At 64.1% G+C, this 16,711-nt stretch carries 11 protein-coding genes, 1 tRNA gene and 1 pseudogene; 5 read left to right on the forward strand and 8 right to left on the reverse strand.

From position 1 onward, the window contains the following. Positions 1-296: 296 nt before the first annotated feature. On the reverse strand, positions 297-1,802 hold the full coding sequence (gene secY / locus LAQ58_RS02160; RefSeq protein ID WP_224448985.1) for a preprotein translocase subunit SecY: 1,506 nt from the start codon (positions 1,800-1,802) through the stop codon (positions 297-299). 831 nt (positions 1,803-2,633) lie between these two features. On the opposite strand from secY, the gene LAQ58_RS02165 reads away from it, so the two are divergent. After that, positions 2,634-4,064, forward strand: a complete 1,431-nt coding sequence (locus LAQ58_RS02165) for a Cdc6/Cdc18 family protein (protein ID WP_224448986.1) — start codon at positions 2,634-2,636, stop codon at positions 4,062-4,064. A 174-nt stretch (positions 4,065-4,238) separates the two neighbouring features. Here the strand turns inward: LAQ58_RS02165 and LAQ58_RS02170 are convergent, their stop codons facing one another. Further along, on the reverse strand, positions 4,239-7,352 hold the full coding sequence (locus LAQ58_RS02170) for an adenosylcobalamin-dependent ribonucleoside-diphosphate reductase (protein ID WP_224448987.1): 3,114 nt from the start codon (positions 7,350-7,352) through the stop codon (positions 4,239-4,241). A gap of 398 nt (positions 7,353-7,750) precedes the next feature. On the opposite strand from LAQ58_RS02170, the gene LAQ58_RS02175 reads away from it, so the two are divergent. Next, a complete protein-coding gene (locus LAQ58_RS02175) occupies positions 7,751-7,960 on the forward strand; it encodes a DUF8029 family protein (RefSeq protein ID WP_224448988.1) in 210 nt (69 codons plus the stop codon). Between the two features lie 98 nt (positions 7,961-8,058). Here LAQ58_RS02175 and trpG read toward each other — a convergent pair whose 3' ends face one another. The 4 genes from trpG to trpD are packed head-to-tail and all read right to left on the reverse strand — an operon-like array spanning position 8,059 to position 12,045. Then, positions 8,059-8,736, reverse strand: a complete 678-nt coding sequence (gene trpG / locus LAQ58_RS02180) for an anthranilate synthase component II (RefSeq protein ID WP_224448989.1) — start codon at positions 8,734-8,736, stop codon at positions 8,059-8,061. Further along, positions 8,733-10,358 (reverse strand): anthranilate synthase component I, encoded by a 1,626-nt coding sequence (trpE, locus tag LAQ58_RS02185; RefSeq protein WP_224448990.1) that lies wholly within the window; start codon positions 10,356-10,358, stop codon positions 8,733-8,735. The genes trpG and trpE overlap by 4 nt, the downstream gene beginning before the upstream one ends. Beyond that, a complete protein-coding gene (locus LAQ58_RS02190) occupies positions 10,355-11,026 on the reverse strand; it encodes a phosphoribosylanthranilate isomerase (protein WP_224448991.1) in 672 nt (223 codons plus the stop codon). Before LAQ58_RS02190 ends, trpE begins: the two co-directional genes overlap by 4 nt. Further along, the gene (gene trpD / locus LAQ58_RS02195) at positions 11,026-12,045 is read right to left on the reverse strand and encodes an anthranilate phosphoribosyltransferase (RefSeq protein WP_224448992.1); all 1,020 of its coding nucleotides are present in this window, start codon (positions 12,043-12,045) and stop codon (positions 11,026-11,028) included. The genes LAQ58_RS02190 and trpD overlap by 1 nt, the downstream gene beginning before the upstream one ends. A gap of 194 nt (positions 12,046-12,239) precedes the next feature. On the opposite strand from trpD, the gene LAQ58_RS02200 reads away from it, so the two are divergent. Both LAQ58_RS02200 and LAQ58_RS02205 read left to right on the forward strand, forming a co-directional pair. After that, positions 12,240-12,314, forward strand: a tRNA-Val gene (locus LAQ58_RS02200). A gap of 247 nt (positions 12,315-12,561) precedes the next feature. Further along, positions 12,562-13,713, forward strand: coding sequence for a GNAT family N-acetyltransferase (locus tag LAQ58_RS02205; protein WP_224448993.1), 1,152 nt, complete (start codon positions 12,562-12,564; stop codon positions 13,711-13,713). A 134-nt stretch (positions 13,714-13,847) separates the two neighbouring features. On the opposite strand, the gene LAQ58_RS02210 is transcribed toward LAQ58_RS02205, so the two are convergent. Further along, on the reverse strand, positions 13,848-14,366 hold the full coding sequence (locus LAQ58_RS02210) for a DUF7504 family protein (RefSeq protein ID WP_224448994.1): 519 nt from the start codon (positions 14,364-14,366) through the stop codon (positions 13,848-13,850). 222 nt (positions 14,367-14,588) lie between these two features. Beyond that, positions 14,589-14,924 (reverse strand): annotated as a pseudogene (locus LAQ58_RS02215) (lycopene cyclase domain-containing protein); the annotation flags it as partial. A 98-nt stretch (positions 14,925-15,022) separates the two neighbouring features. Between LAQ58_RS02215 and LAQ58_RS02220 the strand changes: the two are divergent. Continuing rightward, positions 15,023-16,165, forward strand: coding sequence for a CBS domain-containing protein (locus tag LAQ58_RS02220; RefSeq protein WP_224448995.1), 1,143 nt, complete (start codon positions 15,023-15,025; stop codon positions 16,163-16,165). The last annotated feature ends 546 nt before the right edge of the window (positions 16,166-16,711 follow it).

The raw sequence follows: 16,711 nt of genomic DNA on the forward strand, positions 1-16,711 counted from the left end.
AACGCGACAGGAGACGACTGAACGTATCGCGGGGCCTGAATGGGTCGAACGCGGAAGCTTCGGTTTCGGCTCCCTCGCGAGACGCGCAGCGTCGCGCTACCCGCTTCTTCGTTTTCGGGCTAGCGAGCGCCAGTTCTTTACATTCGTTTCATCTCATCTCGTCGGAGACCCGGATTGCCGTACTCACGTGTAGACGGTCTGTATACGGCGTAATTGTTTACGCTGACTCACCGCTGGTGGATAAAACGAAGAAGAATGCGGAACTGTCGGTCGATTGCGTTCGGTGGCTGATTCGCTCAGTCGCCGAACATCTGGCGCATCATCGGGTGCATCTCCATGAGCTGCTCCTCGGCGATCTCCTCGTACAGTTTGTACGTGATGGAGACCGTCAGCAGCAGCCCCGTCCCGGAGACCTGTCCGATGGTGCCGAGCATGTTCGCCATGACGGCGAGCAGACCGACGAGCGCGCCGCCGATGACCGTCACCTGTGGGATGTAGCGCTCCATCACCTTCTCGATGACCTGCGGGTTCCGACGGAAGCCGGGAATCTGCATCCCGGAGTTCTGAATCTGCCGCGCCGTCGACTCCGGACCCATTCCGGTCGTCTCGACCCAAAAGATGGCGAATATCGCCCCGCCGATGACCATGAACGTCAGGTCGATGGCGACGCGGATGAAGATCTGCCACGGCTCCGCCGCCGTCCCGGCGAGGAACCAGAGCCAGTCCTGCGGGGCCTGAATCGGCGCGAAGTAGTAGAACAGTCCGCCTACGGGCTGTCCGTTAGAGCCGTACTGACCGAGCCACGGCATCGACGTCCCGAACAGCGTAATCGCGTTGGCGCCGGCGGGACTCTGCGAGTAGAGGATGCGCCCGAGGAACTGGATGTTCGCCTGCAGCGCGCGGACGAGAATCATCGGCAGGACGGACGCGTAGATGAGCTTCACGGGGAAGCGACCGCGAGCGCCTTTCACGCGGGCGTGGCTGAGCGGAATCTCGACGCGGACGGACTCGGCGTAGACGACGATGGCGAAGATGAGCACCGTCGTGAACAGCGCGAGAATCTGTCCCGGTTGGAACAGCAGCGCCTGCAGCCCCGGGCCGGTGAGCAGCTGACCGTCGGCCAGTTGTTGGTTGCCGGTGAGGATGGCGAACCACGTCGGGATGAAGCCGGGCGCGCCGCCGAGCGACGGCCACGCGAACAGCCCGCCGACGAGCTGCTGGCTCACGCCAGCGATGATGAACAGTCCGACACCGGAGCCGACGCCCCACTTGCTCACGATCTCGTCCATGAACAGGATGAGGACGCCGCCGACGAAGATCTGTGCGAACAGGAGCACCTGCACGCCGGTCGCGCTGATACCGAGGGCGCTCGCGACGGCCTGACTCGGCGGGAGGAAGTCCCCGGCGAACACCATCGGGATACCCGTCAGACAGATCATCACGACGACGAGGAACTTCTGCAGTCCCTGGTAGAGAATCTGATCGCGCGGGTCGTTCGTGTCCAACCCGAGCAGGTCGGCACCGCCGAGCAACTGGAGGACGATGCTCGCGGTGACGATGGGTCCGATACCCAACTGGAGAATCGACCCTTGCGCTCCGGCGAGGATAGACCGGAAGCGCCCGAACAGGTCGCTTTGCGTCGACACGTCGAGCCCGAAGAGGGTGACGTTCGTGAGGAAGAAGTACAACACGAGAATCCCGGCGGTCCAGCCGAGCTTGCGACGGAAGGGCACGTGCCCCTCCGGACGCTCGACTGCAGGCATCCGCGTTAAGACTGGTTCGGCCGTCTCTTTCCAACCCATATAACCGCTACTTCGCATCGGGATTTGTATGTTCTTCGCTTTTGTTGCCGGACGGTTATGGACTGGTATCATCAGCTGACAGTCGGAAAGTCAGTAGTAAAATCGAAAGAGGGAGATGCAGTGATCCTACCCCGCGGTCCGTCAGTCACGGATCAGTTCCGGGTGACGAGTAGTTTGACCTCTATGTGACGACCGGAGAGACCCCCCGAACCGAGTGAAGTCGAACGGAGTCGGGCGTCGTCCGTCATCGCTCGACGACCGGTTCGGCGGTAACGAACGAGAGGTGATCGAGAGAGCACCAAACCGGTCGAGAGAGCCACCGGAGACAGATCTCGAAGGGGGCGGTCGAAGAGCAACCGGAGACGGACCCCTCGTACCGACTGATTTCAACTCCGAGGGCTTCGTCGAACTCGCGGGAAAGGAGCGGGACGGTCACCCCTCAAACCGAGTGAAACGTGACGAAGAACACCAACCCGTAAAGCGGAAATCAGCGTGAGCAACTCGCGTATATTATATATTTATCTGTATAAGCAAACAACAACAGACACAAATTGTACAGTTGGTTCGCTCACGCGGTGAGAAGCTAGATCTACTGAGTGCCACGATACCATAGTGCGCGTTGTTTATCAACCTCTGCGTCTTCACCGCCTTGGCGACGCGACCCCACCCTCCCCCTGGACTCGAATTCACTCGGTACGGGGGGTGGGGGATCACCGCCTTCTCGGCGGGGTACGGCGGCCGCTCTCCTCGCGCCGTCGGTCGGAATTGCGCAAAGTTCACTCGGTACGAGGTCGGCAGTTTTATCTCGGTGCCGCGTGGCTACGTGAGTCGATGACCGACTCGGAGGAAGGGAAACGAGACTGTCGCAGTCGCGACCGGCCGTCCGACGATGACGATAGGTCGTCCGGCGACAGCCGACGGGTCGACGAGTACGATGCCGACCTCCGATCGTACGCGACGACGGAGAACGCAATCGACTCCGGGAGTGCGGAGACGCAGAACGGTCGTCCGGACGTCGAGCGGGCGGTTACGACCGACGGGGGGGACCGTCGCCGATGCGATGCGCCCGAAGACGGCGACCCGTTCGCCGTCGGTTCGATCTTCGCGCGCGAGGAACTGCTCCGCGTCGGCTACGTCCCGGACCGCGACCGAATCATCGGCCGCGACGACGAGATTCGGGCGGTTGGCAAGGCGCTCGGCCCGGCGGTCAGAGGCGGTCCGCCGCGGAATCTCCTGCTGTACGGCAAGACGGGAACCGGAAAGTCGCTCGTCTCGAAACACATGGCTCGCGAGGCGGGCACGCGAGCGACCGACAACGGCGTGAACCTCATCTACCAGTACGTCGACTGCTCGAACGACGACACCGAGACGCGGGCGGCGCGCGAACTCGCACTCGGCGTGCGCGACACGCTTGAACCGGAGCTCTCGATTCCGCGGAAAGGCATCGGCGCGGCGGAGTACTTCAGACACGTCTGGGACCTCCTCGACGTCCACGACGTGCGGTCGCTCATCGTCATCCTCGACGAGGTCGACAAACTCGACGGCGACGACGACATCCTGATGACGCTCTCGCGCGCCGAGGAGTCCGGCAAGACCGACTCCTACGTCGGCATTATCGCCATCAGCAACAAGATTCAGTACCGCGAGTCCATGGGCGAACGCGTCGACTCCTCGCTGCAGGACCGTGAGTTCGTCTTCCACCCCTACGACGCGACGCAGCTCAGACAGATTCTCGAAAATCGGCGCGACGCGTTCCAACCCGACGTTCTGTCGGCGGACGTGATTCCGAAGGTCGCCGCGCTGGCCGCGCGCGAACACGGCGACGCGCGGAAAGCGATCGACATCCTCCGGTACGCGGGCGCGATCGCCGAGGAGTCGGACAGTTCGCAGGTGCTCGAAGAACACATCGACAGCGCGATGGAGCGCGCGGAGGCCGACCGCTTCGCCGAACTCGTCTCCGGCAGCACGCCGCACGTGAAGTACATCCTCGTCGCCCTCGCGTCGCTGACGATGCGCCGCGACGAGGAGGAGTTCGCAAAACAGGACATCTACTCGACGTACAAACGGGTCTGCGCGAACGAGGGCTCCGACCCCATCTCGTGGGACCGCGTCTCCCGCCTCCTGAAAGAACAGTCGTTCCTCGGAATCACCGAGAGCCGCCACACCGGCGGCGGCTACGAGAAAGGCAGCTATCGCGTCCACTCGCTGAACCGCGACCCCGAAATCGTGCTGAAGGCGCTGGACTCGGGCGCTGAGCTGTAGATCGACGGAAGACGGTTCCGGAATCGGCTCCACCCGTATTAGCCGAGGTCGCCGTATTTCGGCGACGCCGTCGAGACGAGAGTCACAACGCTCGGGTACCGTCGCTGAAGAGAGGGAGAGAAGCGGAGAAAAGACGAGAGATGAGGCGGCGAGAGCCGTCTACTGCGCGTTACGTCAGCACTCGGACCAGCCGCAGGACTCGCAGGTCTTGCAGCCTTCCGAGAAGTACAGCGTCAGGTTCCCACATTCGGGACACTCGGGGCTCTCGCCCGCGGCCAGCAGGTCGTCCATGGCGTCCGACTTCGCGCCGTTCGAGACCGAGGCCCCGCCGTCGGGTTCGGGGGCCTCCTCGGCGTCAACGTCGACGTCGGTCGTCTCTGATTCGATCTCGGTGAGACTCTTCTGCTTGGGGTACGGCTTCTCGATCTCGCCGTCGAGGTAGCGCCGCATCGCCACGCCGACGGCGTCCGGGATGGAGTTGATCTGCTCGCCTTTGTCCCACGCGACCTTCGGACTGCGGATGCCCTGCAGGTCGGCGGCGATCTCGCGCGGGTCGACGCCCGAGCGCAGCGAGTAGCTGATGACTTTCGCCAGCGCCTCCGTGAAGGAGTTGGTGAACCCGCCGGAGTTGCCGATGGTGGCGAACAGCTCGAACGGCTCGCCGTCCTCGTCCTCGTTGATGTTGACGTAGAGCTTCCCGTAGCCCGTGTCGATGCGCTGGGTGACGCCGTGGAGCACGTCCGGACGGGGTCGCTCCTGCGCGTAGGCGCGGCCCTCGCGGGTCGCTTCCACGAACTCCTCGACGTCGCCGCCGAGCGCTTCGCGCACCTCCTCGTTCTCGAGGAACGCGTCGAGTCCGCCGAACGCCTCGCGAATCTGCTCGGCGATGACCTCGGCGGCCTCGTCCTCGTCAGCGAACTCCGCGTTGTCGGCGCGCGTCGTCAGCACCTGCTTCGAGCGGGTGCCGTCGCGGTAGACGGTGACGCCCTTGCCGCCGTGGTCGTAGATGTACCTGTAGACTTCGTCCATGTCCTCCTTCGTCGCGGAGTTCGGGAAGTTACAGGTTTTCGAGATGGCGGAGTCGACGCCCTGCTGGCAGGCGCACTGCACGGCGGCGTGGTCCTTCCCAGAGAGGTCGGCGGTAACGACGAACAACTCCGAAATCGAATCCGGAACCGTCGACAGCGAGTCGACGCCGTCGAACTCGTTGTTCGCCATCTGCTCTTGCGCCTCGCGCTTGACCTCCTCGACGTCGATGTCGTTGGCCTCCAGCACGCGGAGGAAGTAGTCATCGAACTCGACGAGCATCTCGTCGCCCTGCACGTCGTCGGAGACGTTCTTGTAGTAGGCGACGTTGTAGATGGGTTCGCAGCCACCAGTCGTGTTACCGACCATCGACGTGGTGCCCGTCGGGGCGATAGTCGTCGTGTTGTGGTTGCGGACGGGGAAGCCATCGGCCCACTCGTCGGCGTCGAGACCGGTGTGGTGCTCGAACCACTGGCGGTACTCGGTCGGGTTCGCGTACTTCGAGTCGTCCCAGTCGTCGAACGAACCGCGCTCCTCGGCGAGCTCGTGCGACGCCCACTTCGAACGGTGGTTGATGTGGGTCATCAGCTGGCTCGCGACCTCGTTCCCCTCCTCGGAGCCGTAGCGGATGCCGAGCTGGATGTAGAGCTGTGCAAGCCCCATGACGCCGAGGCCGATCTTGCGCATCTCGCGTACCTTCTGCTCTATCTTCGCGACGGGGAAGTCCGACATCGTGACGACGTTCTCGAGGAAGCGCGTCCCGAGTTCGATGCGGCGGTCGAACTCCTCGAAGTCGATGGCCTCAGAGAGGAACGCGTCGACAGCCTCCTGGTGGGAGTCGTACTCCTCGAGGTGCTCCCCGGACCAGACGCGCCAGTCGGGGGCGTCGAGATCGGCGAGCGTCGAGAGGTTGATGTGGCCGAGGTTGCACGCCTCGTACTCCTCCAGCGGCTGTTCGCCGCACGGGTTCGTCGCGAGGATGCGGTGGTCGGGGTGTTTCTCGACGTCGAAGGAGTGCTGTTTGTTGACGCGCTCGAGATAGATGATGCCCGGTTCGCCGTTCTCGTGGGCGCCGGAGACGATGTGGTCCCAGAGTTTGGCGGCCGGAATCGAGAGCACCTCGCCGACTTCGACGTGCTCGCCGAGACCGAACATCTCGTACAGTTCCTTCGTCTCGGGCGTCGCGACGTGCGGTTCCTCCGTCCGGGGGTTGGTGAAGACGAACTCCTCGTCGTCGTACAGCGCCTCCATGAAGTCGTCGGTGACGCCGACGGAGATGTTGAAGTTCGAGAGGTGACCCTCGACGGCGTTGCGGAGGTGTTTGGGGACCCGACCCTCCTCGTCGATGAGTTCACGCGCCTCGTCGAGCGCGTCGGCGAACTTCGTGTGCGTGTAGTCGTCGGGGTCGTTGAGGCGCAGCGAGTGCGCCAGCGAGACGTCCTTGTTCTTCGCGTGGATGAACTGGATGACGTCGGGGTGGCTGACGCGCATGACGCCCATCTGCGCACCGCGGCGCGCGCCGCCTTGCGCGATGGTCTCGCACATCTGGTCGTACGTCCGCATGAACGTGATGGGACCGGAGGCGATGCCGCCAGTAGAGCCTACTGCGTCGCCGTAGGGCCGAAGCTTCCAGAACGCGTAACCCATGCCGCCGCCGGACTGGAACACCTCGGCGGCTTCCTTCATCGTCTGGTGGATGTCGGTGATGTCGTCGCCCGGCGAATCGACGAAACACGCCGACAGCTGCTGGAGTTCGTCGCCCGCGTTCATCAGCGTCGGCGAGTTCGGGACGAACGAGAGCATCTCCATTATCTCCTGGAACTGCTCGCGCCGCGTCTCGACGGTCGACCGAATCTCGTCGGGGAGTTCGGGGACGACGGTGTCGTAGGCGAACTTGTTGACGTTGTAGACGGAGAGCGCCGTCTCGACGTTGTCGCCGGCGGTGACGCCCTTGCCGAACACCTCGGCGGCGAGTTCGTCGCGGCGCGGGTGACCCGGCTTCAACTGGTCGGGCGTGACGGTCACGTCGACCTCCTGTCGCTCGGCCTCGTAGACGGCTTCCGCGAGCGCGATGTTCTTCGCGACACGGGCGAACAGCTCCTCCTGCGTCTCGGTGAGGTTGCCGTCGGCGTCCTTGCGGAGATACCGCGCGGGCAGGATGTTGTTGTACGCGTTCGAGGTCATCCGCGCTTCGAGGGTGTCGCCCTCGGTGCGCTTGACCGGGAGCACGAGTTCGTCCGCGCTCAGATCGGCGTTACTCATCTGTCGCTCTCTCCTCCGTTCGTGGGTATGTGAGTGGCTGCATGTGGGGCATATTGTCGATTCCGGCTCGTCATCTATGACGGAACGTTTGATACGGCAGTGACCCATTAATGCTTTCGATGCCGGGTATTACCAACTAAATGATTTATACGAATTTTGAGTGTTCCGTCGGCTCGACTCGCCTTCACCCGTCTATCGAGTCGGCGACGACATAACGATGTGCAGAGTGCAGTGAAAGTGATTCTCCGTCGCTTCGAACCGCAAGCCTGCCGCGGAATGTCCAGCGGAAGGAAAGGGGGGTTCCGCTTCGGCTCCGTCCCTGCTCGTTTGTTTCTCGTGTAGTATATTTTACTATTGTCCGACGCACGTTTATGCCGACGGCGATACTATCGGAAGCCATGGATGCCCTCCCCGCCGTCGCACTGCTGTTACAGACTGCACTCGGCGAGACGCCGTACGGGTCGCTGTTCGTCGGACTGCTCACACTCGGGGCCGTCGTTCTCGTCGGGCGCGTCCTCCTCCGTCTCGCGTGGCGACTCGTGACCATCGCGCTGGTCGTCGTCGGCGTGCTGGTAGTGGTCTCGATGGTCGCACCCGGGCTGCTGTAACGCCTGTCGGAGCGACTGCGGCGCGCGGAGTTCTCGTCGTCAGTCGTAACGCTCGTCGTCTACCGTACAGCAACTCTCAGTCCATCGTGCGGTACGCTTCAGTCCGCCGTCGGCCGCGGCGCGTCGGCGACGCAGTTCGCCAGAAAGTTTTCCATGACCTCGTGACCGACGGCGGTCAGGACGCTCTCGGGGTGGAACTGGACGCACTCGATGGGGAACTCGCGGTGGCGCACGCCCATCACGAGTTCCGTTCCGTCGTGGTCCGTCGTCGCCGTGACATCGAAGCAGTCGGGCACCGTCGTCGCGACGAGCGAGTGGTAGCGACCGGCCTGAAAGCCCTGTTCGAGGCCCGCGTAGACCCCCTTTTCGTCGTGATCGACGGCGAACGCCTTCCCGTGGACGGGTTCGGGGGCGTGGCCGACTTCGCCGCCGTACGCGTACACCGCCGCTTCGAGACCGAGACAGACGCCGAGCGTCGGTACCTCGGGACTCAGTTCTCGCAACACGTCGAGCGTCACGCCTACGTCGCGGTCGTTTTTCGGATGTCCAGGTCCCGGACTCAGGACGATGGCGTCGGCGTCGACGGCGCGAATCTCGTCGAGCGACGCCGTGTTCTTCAGCACCTCGACGTCGACGCGTTCGCCCGCGCCCTCGCGCTTGTCCGCGTCCTCGCATTCGCTCCTCCGGGTACCGTCGCGTTCGACTGTCGTCTCCGAGAGATACTCGACGAGGTTGTAGGTGAACGAGTCGAAGTTGTCGACGACGAGCACCTTCATCGCGGCGCCTCCGCGGCGGTCCGCTCGTCGTCTGCTCCGCGCGCTTCGATGCGTTCGAGTGCGTCAAGCACGCCGCCCATCTTCTGTTCGGTCTCCTCGTACTCGGCGGTCGGGTCGCTGTCGGCGACGATACCCGCGCCGGCGCGCACGCGAATCGAATCCTCTTCGCCCCCACGCTCGATGGTGGCGGTGCGGATGACGATGGCCACGTCGGCGTCGCCGGTCCACGAGTAGTAGCCGACGCCGCCACCGTACAGTCCCCGAGGAGTCGTCTCCAGCGCGTCGATTATCTCCATCGCGCGGACCTTCGGCGCGCCCGAGAGCGTCCCCGCCGGGAACGACGCGCGAGTGGCGTCGAAGGCATCGGAGTCGGCGTCCAACCTGCCCGAGACGGTTGACTCGATGTGCTGGACGTGGCTGTACTTCAGCACGTTCATGAACTCCTCGACGCGGACGCTCCCCGCCTCGGAGACGCGCCGCACGTCGTTTCGAGCGAGGTCGACGAGCATCGTGTGCTCGGAGCGCTCTTTGGCGTCGGCGAGCATCTCACCGGCGAGGCGACGGTCGTCGACGGGACTGTTCCCGCGCGGGCACGTCCCGGCGATGGGGTTCGCGACGACCCGGTCGCCGCGCACCGAGACGAGCGTCTCCGGACTCGCGCCGACGACGGTCCGGTCGCCGTGGCGGAGCAGGTACATGTACGGCGAGGGGTTCACCTCACGCAGTGACGCGTAGAGACCGAGCGGGTCGATTTCGCCCCGAAGCTCTCGCGTCCGGGAGATGACGCCCTGGTAGATGTCACCGTCGAGGACGTGCCGTTTCGTCTCGCGGACCGCCGCCTCGTACGCCTCTCTCGATTCCGCCGTCTCGCCGTGCTTGCGAAAGCCGCCGTGATCGGGCGTCTCGGCCACGGCGAGTTTCTCGCGCAGGCGCGTCGCCTCCGCGTCGAGTTCGTCGTAGACGCTGTCGGGATTCTCGTCTGGACCGACGACGGGCGTGAAGACGAGCGACACCGAGTCGGTGGCGTGGTCGAAGACGAGCGTCTTCGTCGTTAGCACGAACTGCGCGTCCGGTGTCGCCGTCTCATCGGCGTGGGCGTCCGGGCGTTCGACGCCGACCTCCTCCAGCCAGAGGTCGTACACCGCGTCGTACGCGAGGAAGCCGACAAGTCCGCCGTCGAGGCGCTGGCGGGCGGTTCCCTCGTCGTCATCGAAGCCGACCCGTTCGACGTCGGGGAGCGCGCCGCGGAGCGCGGCGAGTACGTCACCCTCGTCGGGGTCGACGTATCTCGCCGCGCGGCCGCCGAGCGCCTCAACGCTCGCGCCGTCGGTGTCGACGGTGACGACGGCTTCGGGGTCGTAGCCGACGAACGAGTAGCGGGCGTGACGGTCGGTCGCCGTCCCGGGGCTGAACGCACCGTCGGGGTCGCTCGACGGCGTCTTCTCGGCGCTCTCGAGAAGGAAACCGTAGTCATTCTCGTCGCTCAGCGCGGCGTACGCCGACAGCGGCGGCGTCGACGGGAGACCGAGCGTCGCCGAGACACGCGCAACGGCCGGGCCGTCGACGCCGTCGAACAGCGACGCGAACGACTCGCGACTCCGGTCGAGCGAACTCCGGCTCACGGCGAGACCTCCTCGCGGAACTGCGTCCGTTTCGCTCGGCGGACGAACTCGCGGACCGCGTCGTGGTCCTTGATCCCGCCGGTGAGTTCGACGCCGCTGGCCACGTCGACGCCGTAGGGGTCGGCGGTCTCGACGGCTTCCTCGACGTTCTCGGGCGTCAACCCGCCGGCGAGGATGACCGGCGAGCAGAGCTTCTTCGCCAGCTCCGCGGTCGCCTCCCAGTCGTGCGTCTCGCCGGTTCCGCCCGCGCCGTTCTCGGCCACGGAGTCGAGGAGCACCGCGTCGACGACCTGGTCGAGATCGCGCGCCCGTTCGGCATCTTTGGCGTCTTCGGCGGCGATGGCGGTGACGAGTTTCGTCTTCGCCTCCGCGCGGATGTACTGGAGTTCGTCGACGGTGAACTCGCTGTGCAGTTGGAGCACGTCGGGGTCGACCAGCCGAGCGAGTTCGACAGCGCGCTCGGGCGTTTCGGGCATGAGTACCAGCACGGTCGTCACGAACGGCGGCGTCGTGGCGACGAGTTCCGCCGCCCGACTCGGCACGACTTCGCGAGGACTCTCGACGCGCTCGGGAAGTTCGGTGATGACGCCGACGGCGTCGGCTCCGGCGGCGGCGGCGACCCGCAGGTCGGCGGCGCGGGTGAACCCGCAGAGTTTGACGCGCGTCATCAGCTGCTCCGAGTGGGTTCGACCGCCGTCTCCCGGAGCCGTTCCAGTTTCTCGGCCGCCGCGCCGGAGTCGACGGCCTCGCGCGCCCGGTCGACGCCGTCGTCGATGCTGTCGGCGAGTCCGGCGACGTAGACGGCCGCGCCCGCGTTCGCGAGGATAATATCCCGTTTCGCCCCCGTCACGTCGCCTTCGACGATGCCGCGGAGGGCGGCGGCGTTCTCCTCGGGGGTGCCGCCGGAGACGGCCGAAATCGGCGCCGAGTCGAGACCCATCTCCTCGGGTACGAGCGTGTACTCGGTGATTTCGTCACCGTCGACTTCGGCGATGGTCGTCTCGCCGTGGAGCGCAATTTCGTCGAGCCCGTCGCCGTGGACGACGAGCGCTCGCTCGACGGGCATGTGCGACACCGCGCGCGCGATGACCGGTACGAGGTCGGCGTCGTAGACGCCGAGCACCTGCGCGTCGGCCCCGGCGGGGTTCGTCAGCGGGCCGAGCACGTTGAACAGCGTCCGCATCCCCAGTTCCTTTCGCGGGCCGATGACAGCCTTCATGGCTGGATGGAACACCGGCGCGAGCATGAAACCGATGCCGTCGCGGTCGATCGCGCGCTCGACCGCCGGCGGTTCGGCCGCTACGTCGACACCTGCGACTTCGAGCACGTCGGCGCTTCCGGACGATGAGGAGACGGAGTAGTTGCCGTGTTTGGCGACGGCTGCGCCCGCGCCCGCCGCGACGATGGCGCTCGTCGTGGAGACGTTGATGGTGTCGTAGTCGTCGCCGCCGGTGCCGCAGGTGTCGACGAGCGGCGTCCGTTCGGGCGAGATGGTCCGGGCGGCGTCGCGCATCCCCTGTGCGAACCCGGCGATTTCGGCTTCGGTCTCTCCCTTCGCCCGGAGCGCGGCGAGCAACGCCCCGATCTGCGCCTCCGTCGCTCCCTCGAAAACGGCGGTTGCGGCCTCCTGCGCTTCCTCGACGGTCAGATCCTCCCCGTCCGTGACGCGTTCGATGTATTCCTGCATGGTGGACACCAATGTACGTATTCGTGTTGTAGTGTACAAATCAGTACATCAGTATAAGCCTGTCGCCGCGGTCGGCGCTCGCGCCGTCGCCCGTACTTGAGCGCGTCGAAAGTCGCCGACGGAACCGCGTTCCGAAACCTTCAATTACTCGGCCGGGATACGTGTTACTGCGTTCAGCAAGTGAGCGCCGGACTGGGTTTGTGGTCTAGTCTGGTTATGACACCTCCTTGACATGGAGGAGGCCGGCAGTTCAAATCTGCCCAAACCCACTCATTTTGTGGCGAGCAACACTGCGAGCCGCTAGTTCGTTTTGTGCGGGCAGTTTGAACTCGGGAGAGCGCAGTCTTGCGAACGAAGTGAGCAAAAGGAGCGTTCGACTAAAGCTCATCATCTGCCCAAACCCGGTTCAGTTCTGTCTCAAAATCCCAATCGCTTTCCTCCGATCTACTGACTAGTACGTCAAACGAATATAGTTCTCAAACGGTATGTTCTGAACGATAAACGTAGGAATTCGTAATGTCAGAGGACGAAAAACAAAGTACCTTCACTAATTCTAGTCACGAGATGGGCCAGAAGCAGGAGAGGTACAGCATCCGGGGATACGTCGACGCCGACAGAGCGGCGTTCTGCGAGCTCTTCGAGTCGGAGTGGTTCGGGGTCGACGAGGAGTGGTTCGAGTGGCGGTACTCGAGTCCGTATCTCGACGAGAAGGCCATCGCCGTCGCCACGGACGAGGGAACGCCCGTCGGATTCTTCCCGTGTATGGTGTTTCCGCTCCGGGCGAGGGGAATGGATACGATCGGACTGCAACCCGCGAGCGTTCTCGTCCACCAGGACCACCGGAAACGCGGACTGTTCACCAAACTCGCTCGATGGCTGTTCGAGACCTACGACGACGCCGAACCGTCGGTCTTCTTCAACTTCCCGAACGCTGCCGTAAGCCCGGGTCTCAAGAAGCTCGGATGGAGGGAGGCGACCACCCTTCCGTCGTACTTCCGCGTGCAGAATCCGAACGCCGTGCTCCGCTGTCAGGACCGAGGACTCGGTCGCGCCTGCGAAGCAGCGCTGAAGGCGTTGTCCAGGGCGTACTTCGCCTGCTGTCGGCAGTTTCGCTCGCGTAGTTCGGACATGGCGGTCACCCGCCACTCGACGGTCCCCGCCGAGGAGTTCGCGTCGCTGTACGCCGAGAACGTCCCCGACCGGATTCACGTCCCTCGCGACCCGACGTTCTACCGATGGCGGTACGACGTTCCGAAGTGGAACCACACCGCGTACGTCGCCCGAGACGACGGTCCCGTCGCGGGCGTCGTCGCCGGCACGCACCGAACCGAGAACGGTCTCCTCGTCACCAGCCTGATGGAGGCCCAACCGATGGGCGTGACCGACAGGAACGCGGCGTTCGAGCGGTTGCTCCACGCTGTCGCGGCCGACCACCCAGGGAGCCACCTGATAGAGGCGACGAGAGCAACGCTCCCCCGCTCGGCGGCGTTGCAGTCGGGGTTTCTCGCCGACGACGAACTCCCGATGTCGGCGCTGCGAGGAGAGCCGACCGCGATGCTGACCCGACCGGTTTCGACGGACGGTCGGGAGTGGCGACTGAACGGCCTGTCGCTCACCGATCCCGACAGCTGGCAACTCATGCTCAGCGAGCGAGACCCGATATTCTGACCGCCGTCAACTCCTCGTTCCGTCGCGCGCTATCGACTCGGGCGCACGCAACTCACCAAGGACTGCACGCGACCTGCCAACGGGCGCAGGCGACCGGCTAACCCATCGCTACTCCGATATCTGTGGACGCAGACCTACGTCCGCGCGTCGACGACCCGGTCGAACTGCGCCTCCAGCGCGCCGTCGAGCGTAACACCCGGCTGGACCGCGTGGACGCCGTGAAGCTGCCTCCCGGCGGTCTTCTGTAGCATCATCGAGAAGAATCGGAAGATCACGTCCTGTTCGCAGTACATGTTGAGCACGCCGAGTGCGTCGGTGGCGACGCAGTCACCCTCCGAGAGCGTCGAGAGCGCGTCGACGAGACGCATCCCGACGCCCGTCACGTCGCCGGGGTGGACGATGCCTGAGAGGTCGACCGGGCCGTCGTAGTCGAGTTCGACCGGCCACACCGAGAGGAGCGTCGCGCTCGCCGGGTCGCGCCCCGACTCGCGGAGAAATCGTTCGAGACGCTTGGGGTGGAGGCGGGCGCTCACGACGAGCAACCGGTCGCTTCGCGGCAGCGCCGACGCGGGCAGCGGGTCGGCGGTTCGCACGAGCGTCTGTTCGCCGGGGATGGGCGCGTTCGTCGCGTCTGCGTTTGCGTCGAAAACCATAGTGAGTAGCCGCGGCGTTGACGCCGCTTACCAGTCTGTAGAACGGCTTCCCTTATCGACATACGCCGCCTACCGAACTCATAGCCTGTCGTTACCGCCCGGTTTGGTCGTCCCTTCTGACCGCCGCGCGGAGTCACCGGTCGCGCCCCCCGTTCGGGTTTCACTCCGTTCCGTCGCGGACTCACCCTTTCCTCGCGGCCTCGCCGTTCCATCGCCCGGCGGTCCGTGAACGAGTTCGTGGATGCCGATGACGAGCGACGGCACCACGACCATGAAGATATGTTCTTCCAACGGGATGCCGAGCAGTTCGACGCCGGTCCGAAGCGGAATCGAGAACACGCCCACTTCGAGCGTGTACCAGTCCCAGACGTAGGCGACGGGGTAGAGGACAGCGACAGTAGTCGCCGCGCGCCGAAACGCGTTCGCCCGCCAGAGCAGAGCGGCAGCGAAGCTTCCGAACAACACCTCGGTCACCAAGTACGTATACGGGCCGAAGACGCCGATATCCGGTAGCGTCGTGCCGACGAGACGGACGGTATCGACCGCTCCAATCCCCATGATAGAGAACACCACACGGGGTATACGACGTGGTATCGGAAAGCACCGGGGGGTAAACAACCTTCAAGGCCTCAGGAGGAGTAGATGGCACTTGGGCCATGGACATTACTGACATAGCACTCCAGGACTTCGTGGAACTGGAGGCCGACACCCGACTCGGGAAAGTCCGGTCTGCGTTCGAGCGCGAGAACCCGAAGGGTATCATCATCACCGACGACGGCGATTACGTCGGGGTGGTCGGCGAGAAGCAGTTGATTCAGTCGCACATCGAAGATAACACGAAAGCCGCAGCGTTGATGCGCTCCGCGCCGCGCATCGACCGCCACGAAGACGTTCGCGAAGCGTCGCGGATGCTCATCGAAGGCGACACGCAGATCGCGCCGGTGTACGAAGGTGAGAAGCTCTGGGGAATCATCACCAGCGACGCAATTCTCGAAGCCGTCCACGACAATCTGGACGCGCTCACCGTCGAGCAGATCTACACCGGAGACGTGGTGACCATCCGCGAGGAGGACAGCGTCGGCCAGGCGATCAACCGCCTGCGCGAGAACGGCATCTCGCGGCTCCCCGTTCTCAACGAGAACAGCAAACTCACCGGCGTGCTGACGACGCACGACATCACCGAATTCGTCGTCCGCAACGAGGCTCGCCAGGGAACCGGGGATCGAAGCGGCGATCTCGAACGGATGCTCGACCTGCCCGTCTACGACCTGATGACGAGTCCGGTGTTCACGACGAACTCCGGTGAGTCGGTCAAGGACGCCGTCTCGCGGATGTTCGAGAACGACATCGCCGGACTGATAGTCACGCCATCGGACAACGACTCGAAGGTGCTCGGCGTCCTCACGAAGACTGACGTACTCCGGGCGCTCACCTACACCGAAGAGGAGCAGATGGACGTCCAGATTACGAACGTCGACCTGCTCGACACCGTCTCTCGGACCGAGCTCGTCGAGAGCCTCACGCAGGTCGTCGACAAGTATCAGGAGATGCAGGTCCACCACGCGCACCTCCGCTTCCACGAACACAAGGAGAAACTCCGTGGCACGCCGCTCATCCAGGCGCAGATCAGACTCCGGACGAGTCACGGACAGGTCGCAGGCTCCGGGGAAGGCTACGGCGCCGAACACGCCTTCCGCGTCGCCCTCGACAAGCTCGAACGCAACGTTCTGGAGATGAAGGGCATCAACGCCGACGAGCAGTACCGCGGACAGCTGCTGCGGAAACTCGGCGAACTGTAAAGCGGCCTGTTACGCTGCGCTCGGGCGGCTACGCCACCCTCGCTCGGTAAAAGCTCTCTTCGCGGCTTCGCCGCGAAGGCTGAGCAGACGCGAAGCATCTGCTCTCGGACCAAAAACACCCCTTCATCGCTTCACTTCGTGGTTCGAAAATCGCCAGCGGCGATTTTCGCGATCACGAGACGACAAAGCCGTCTCGAACGATTCCGCTCGGTCGTCGGTCCGCTCACTTGCTCCGGAAAAGTTTCGCGCTTCCGTGCTCCCGTTCGCTCCCTGCGGTCGCTCACGGGAACTCGCTCGTTCTCGGTAGAACACCTGGACTCCGTTGAAATCATCAGTAGTCGATGAGAAAATGCGTGATGGATACAGAGGATGTATTCATCATGGAGGCTTCGTTTACTTCATCTCACTAATGTGCCCTCTTCGATAACCGGTAGTCAAAGCAGACTGAATACGCGCTGTATCCTGCAGCACCGGTGTGAAGGTAAACCGAACATCTGAAATTGTCAGAATATATAGTCACTCAGTTAATCAAAACACTATTTCTCT

Origin of the sequence: Haloprofundus salilacus (assembly GCF_020150815.1) — an archaeon.
In the GTDB taxonomy this organism is placed as follows: Archaea; Halobacteriota; Halobacteria; order Halobacteriales; family Haloferacaceae; genus Haloprofundus; species Haloprofundus salilacus.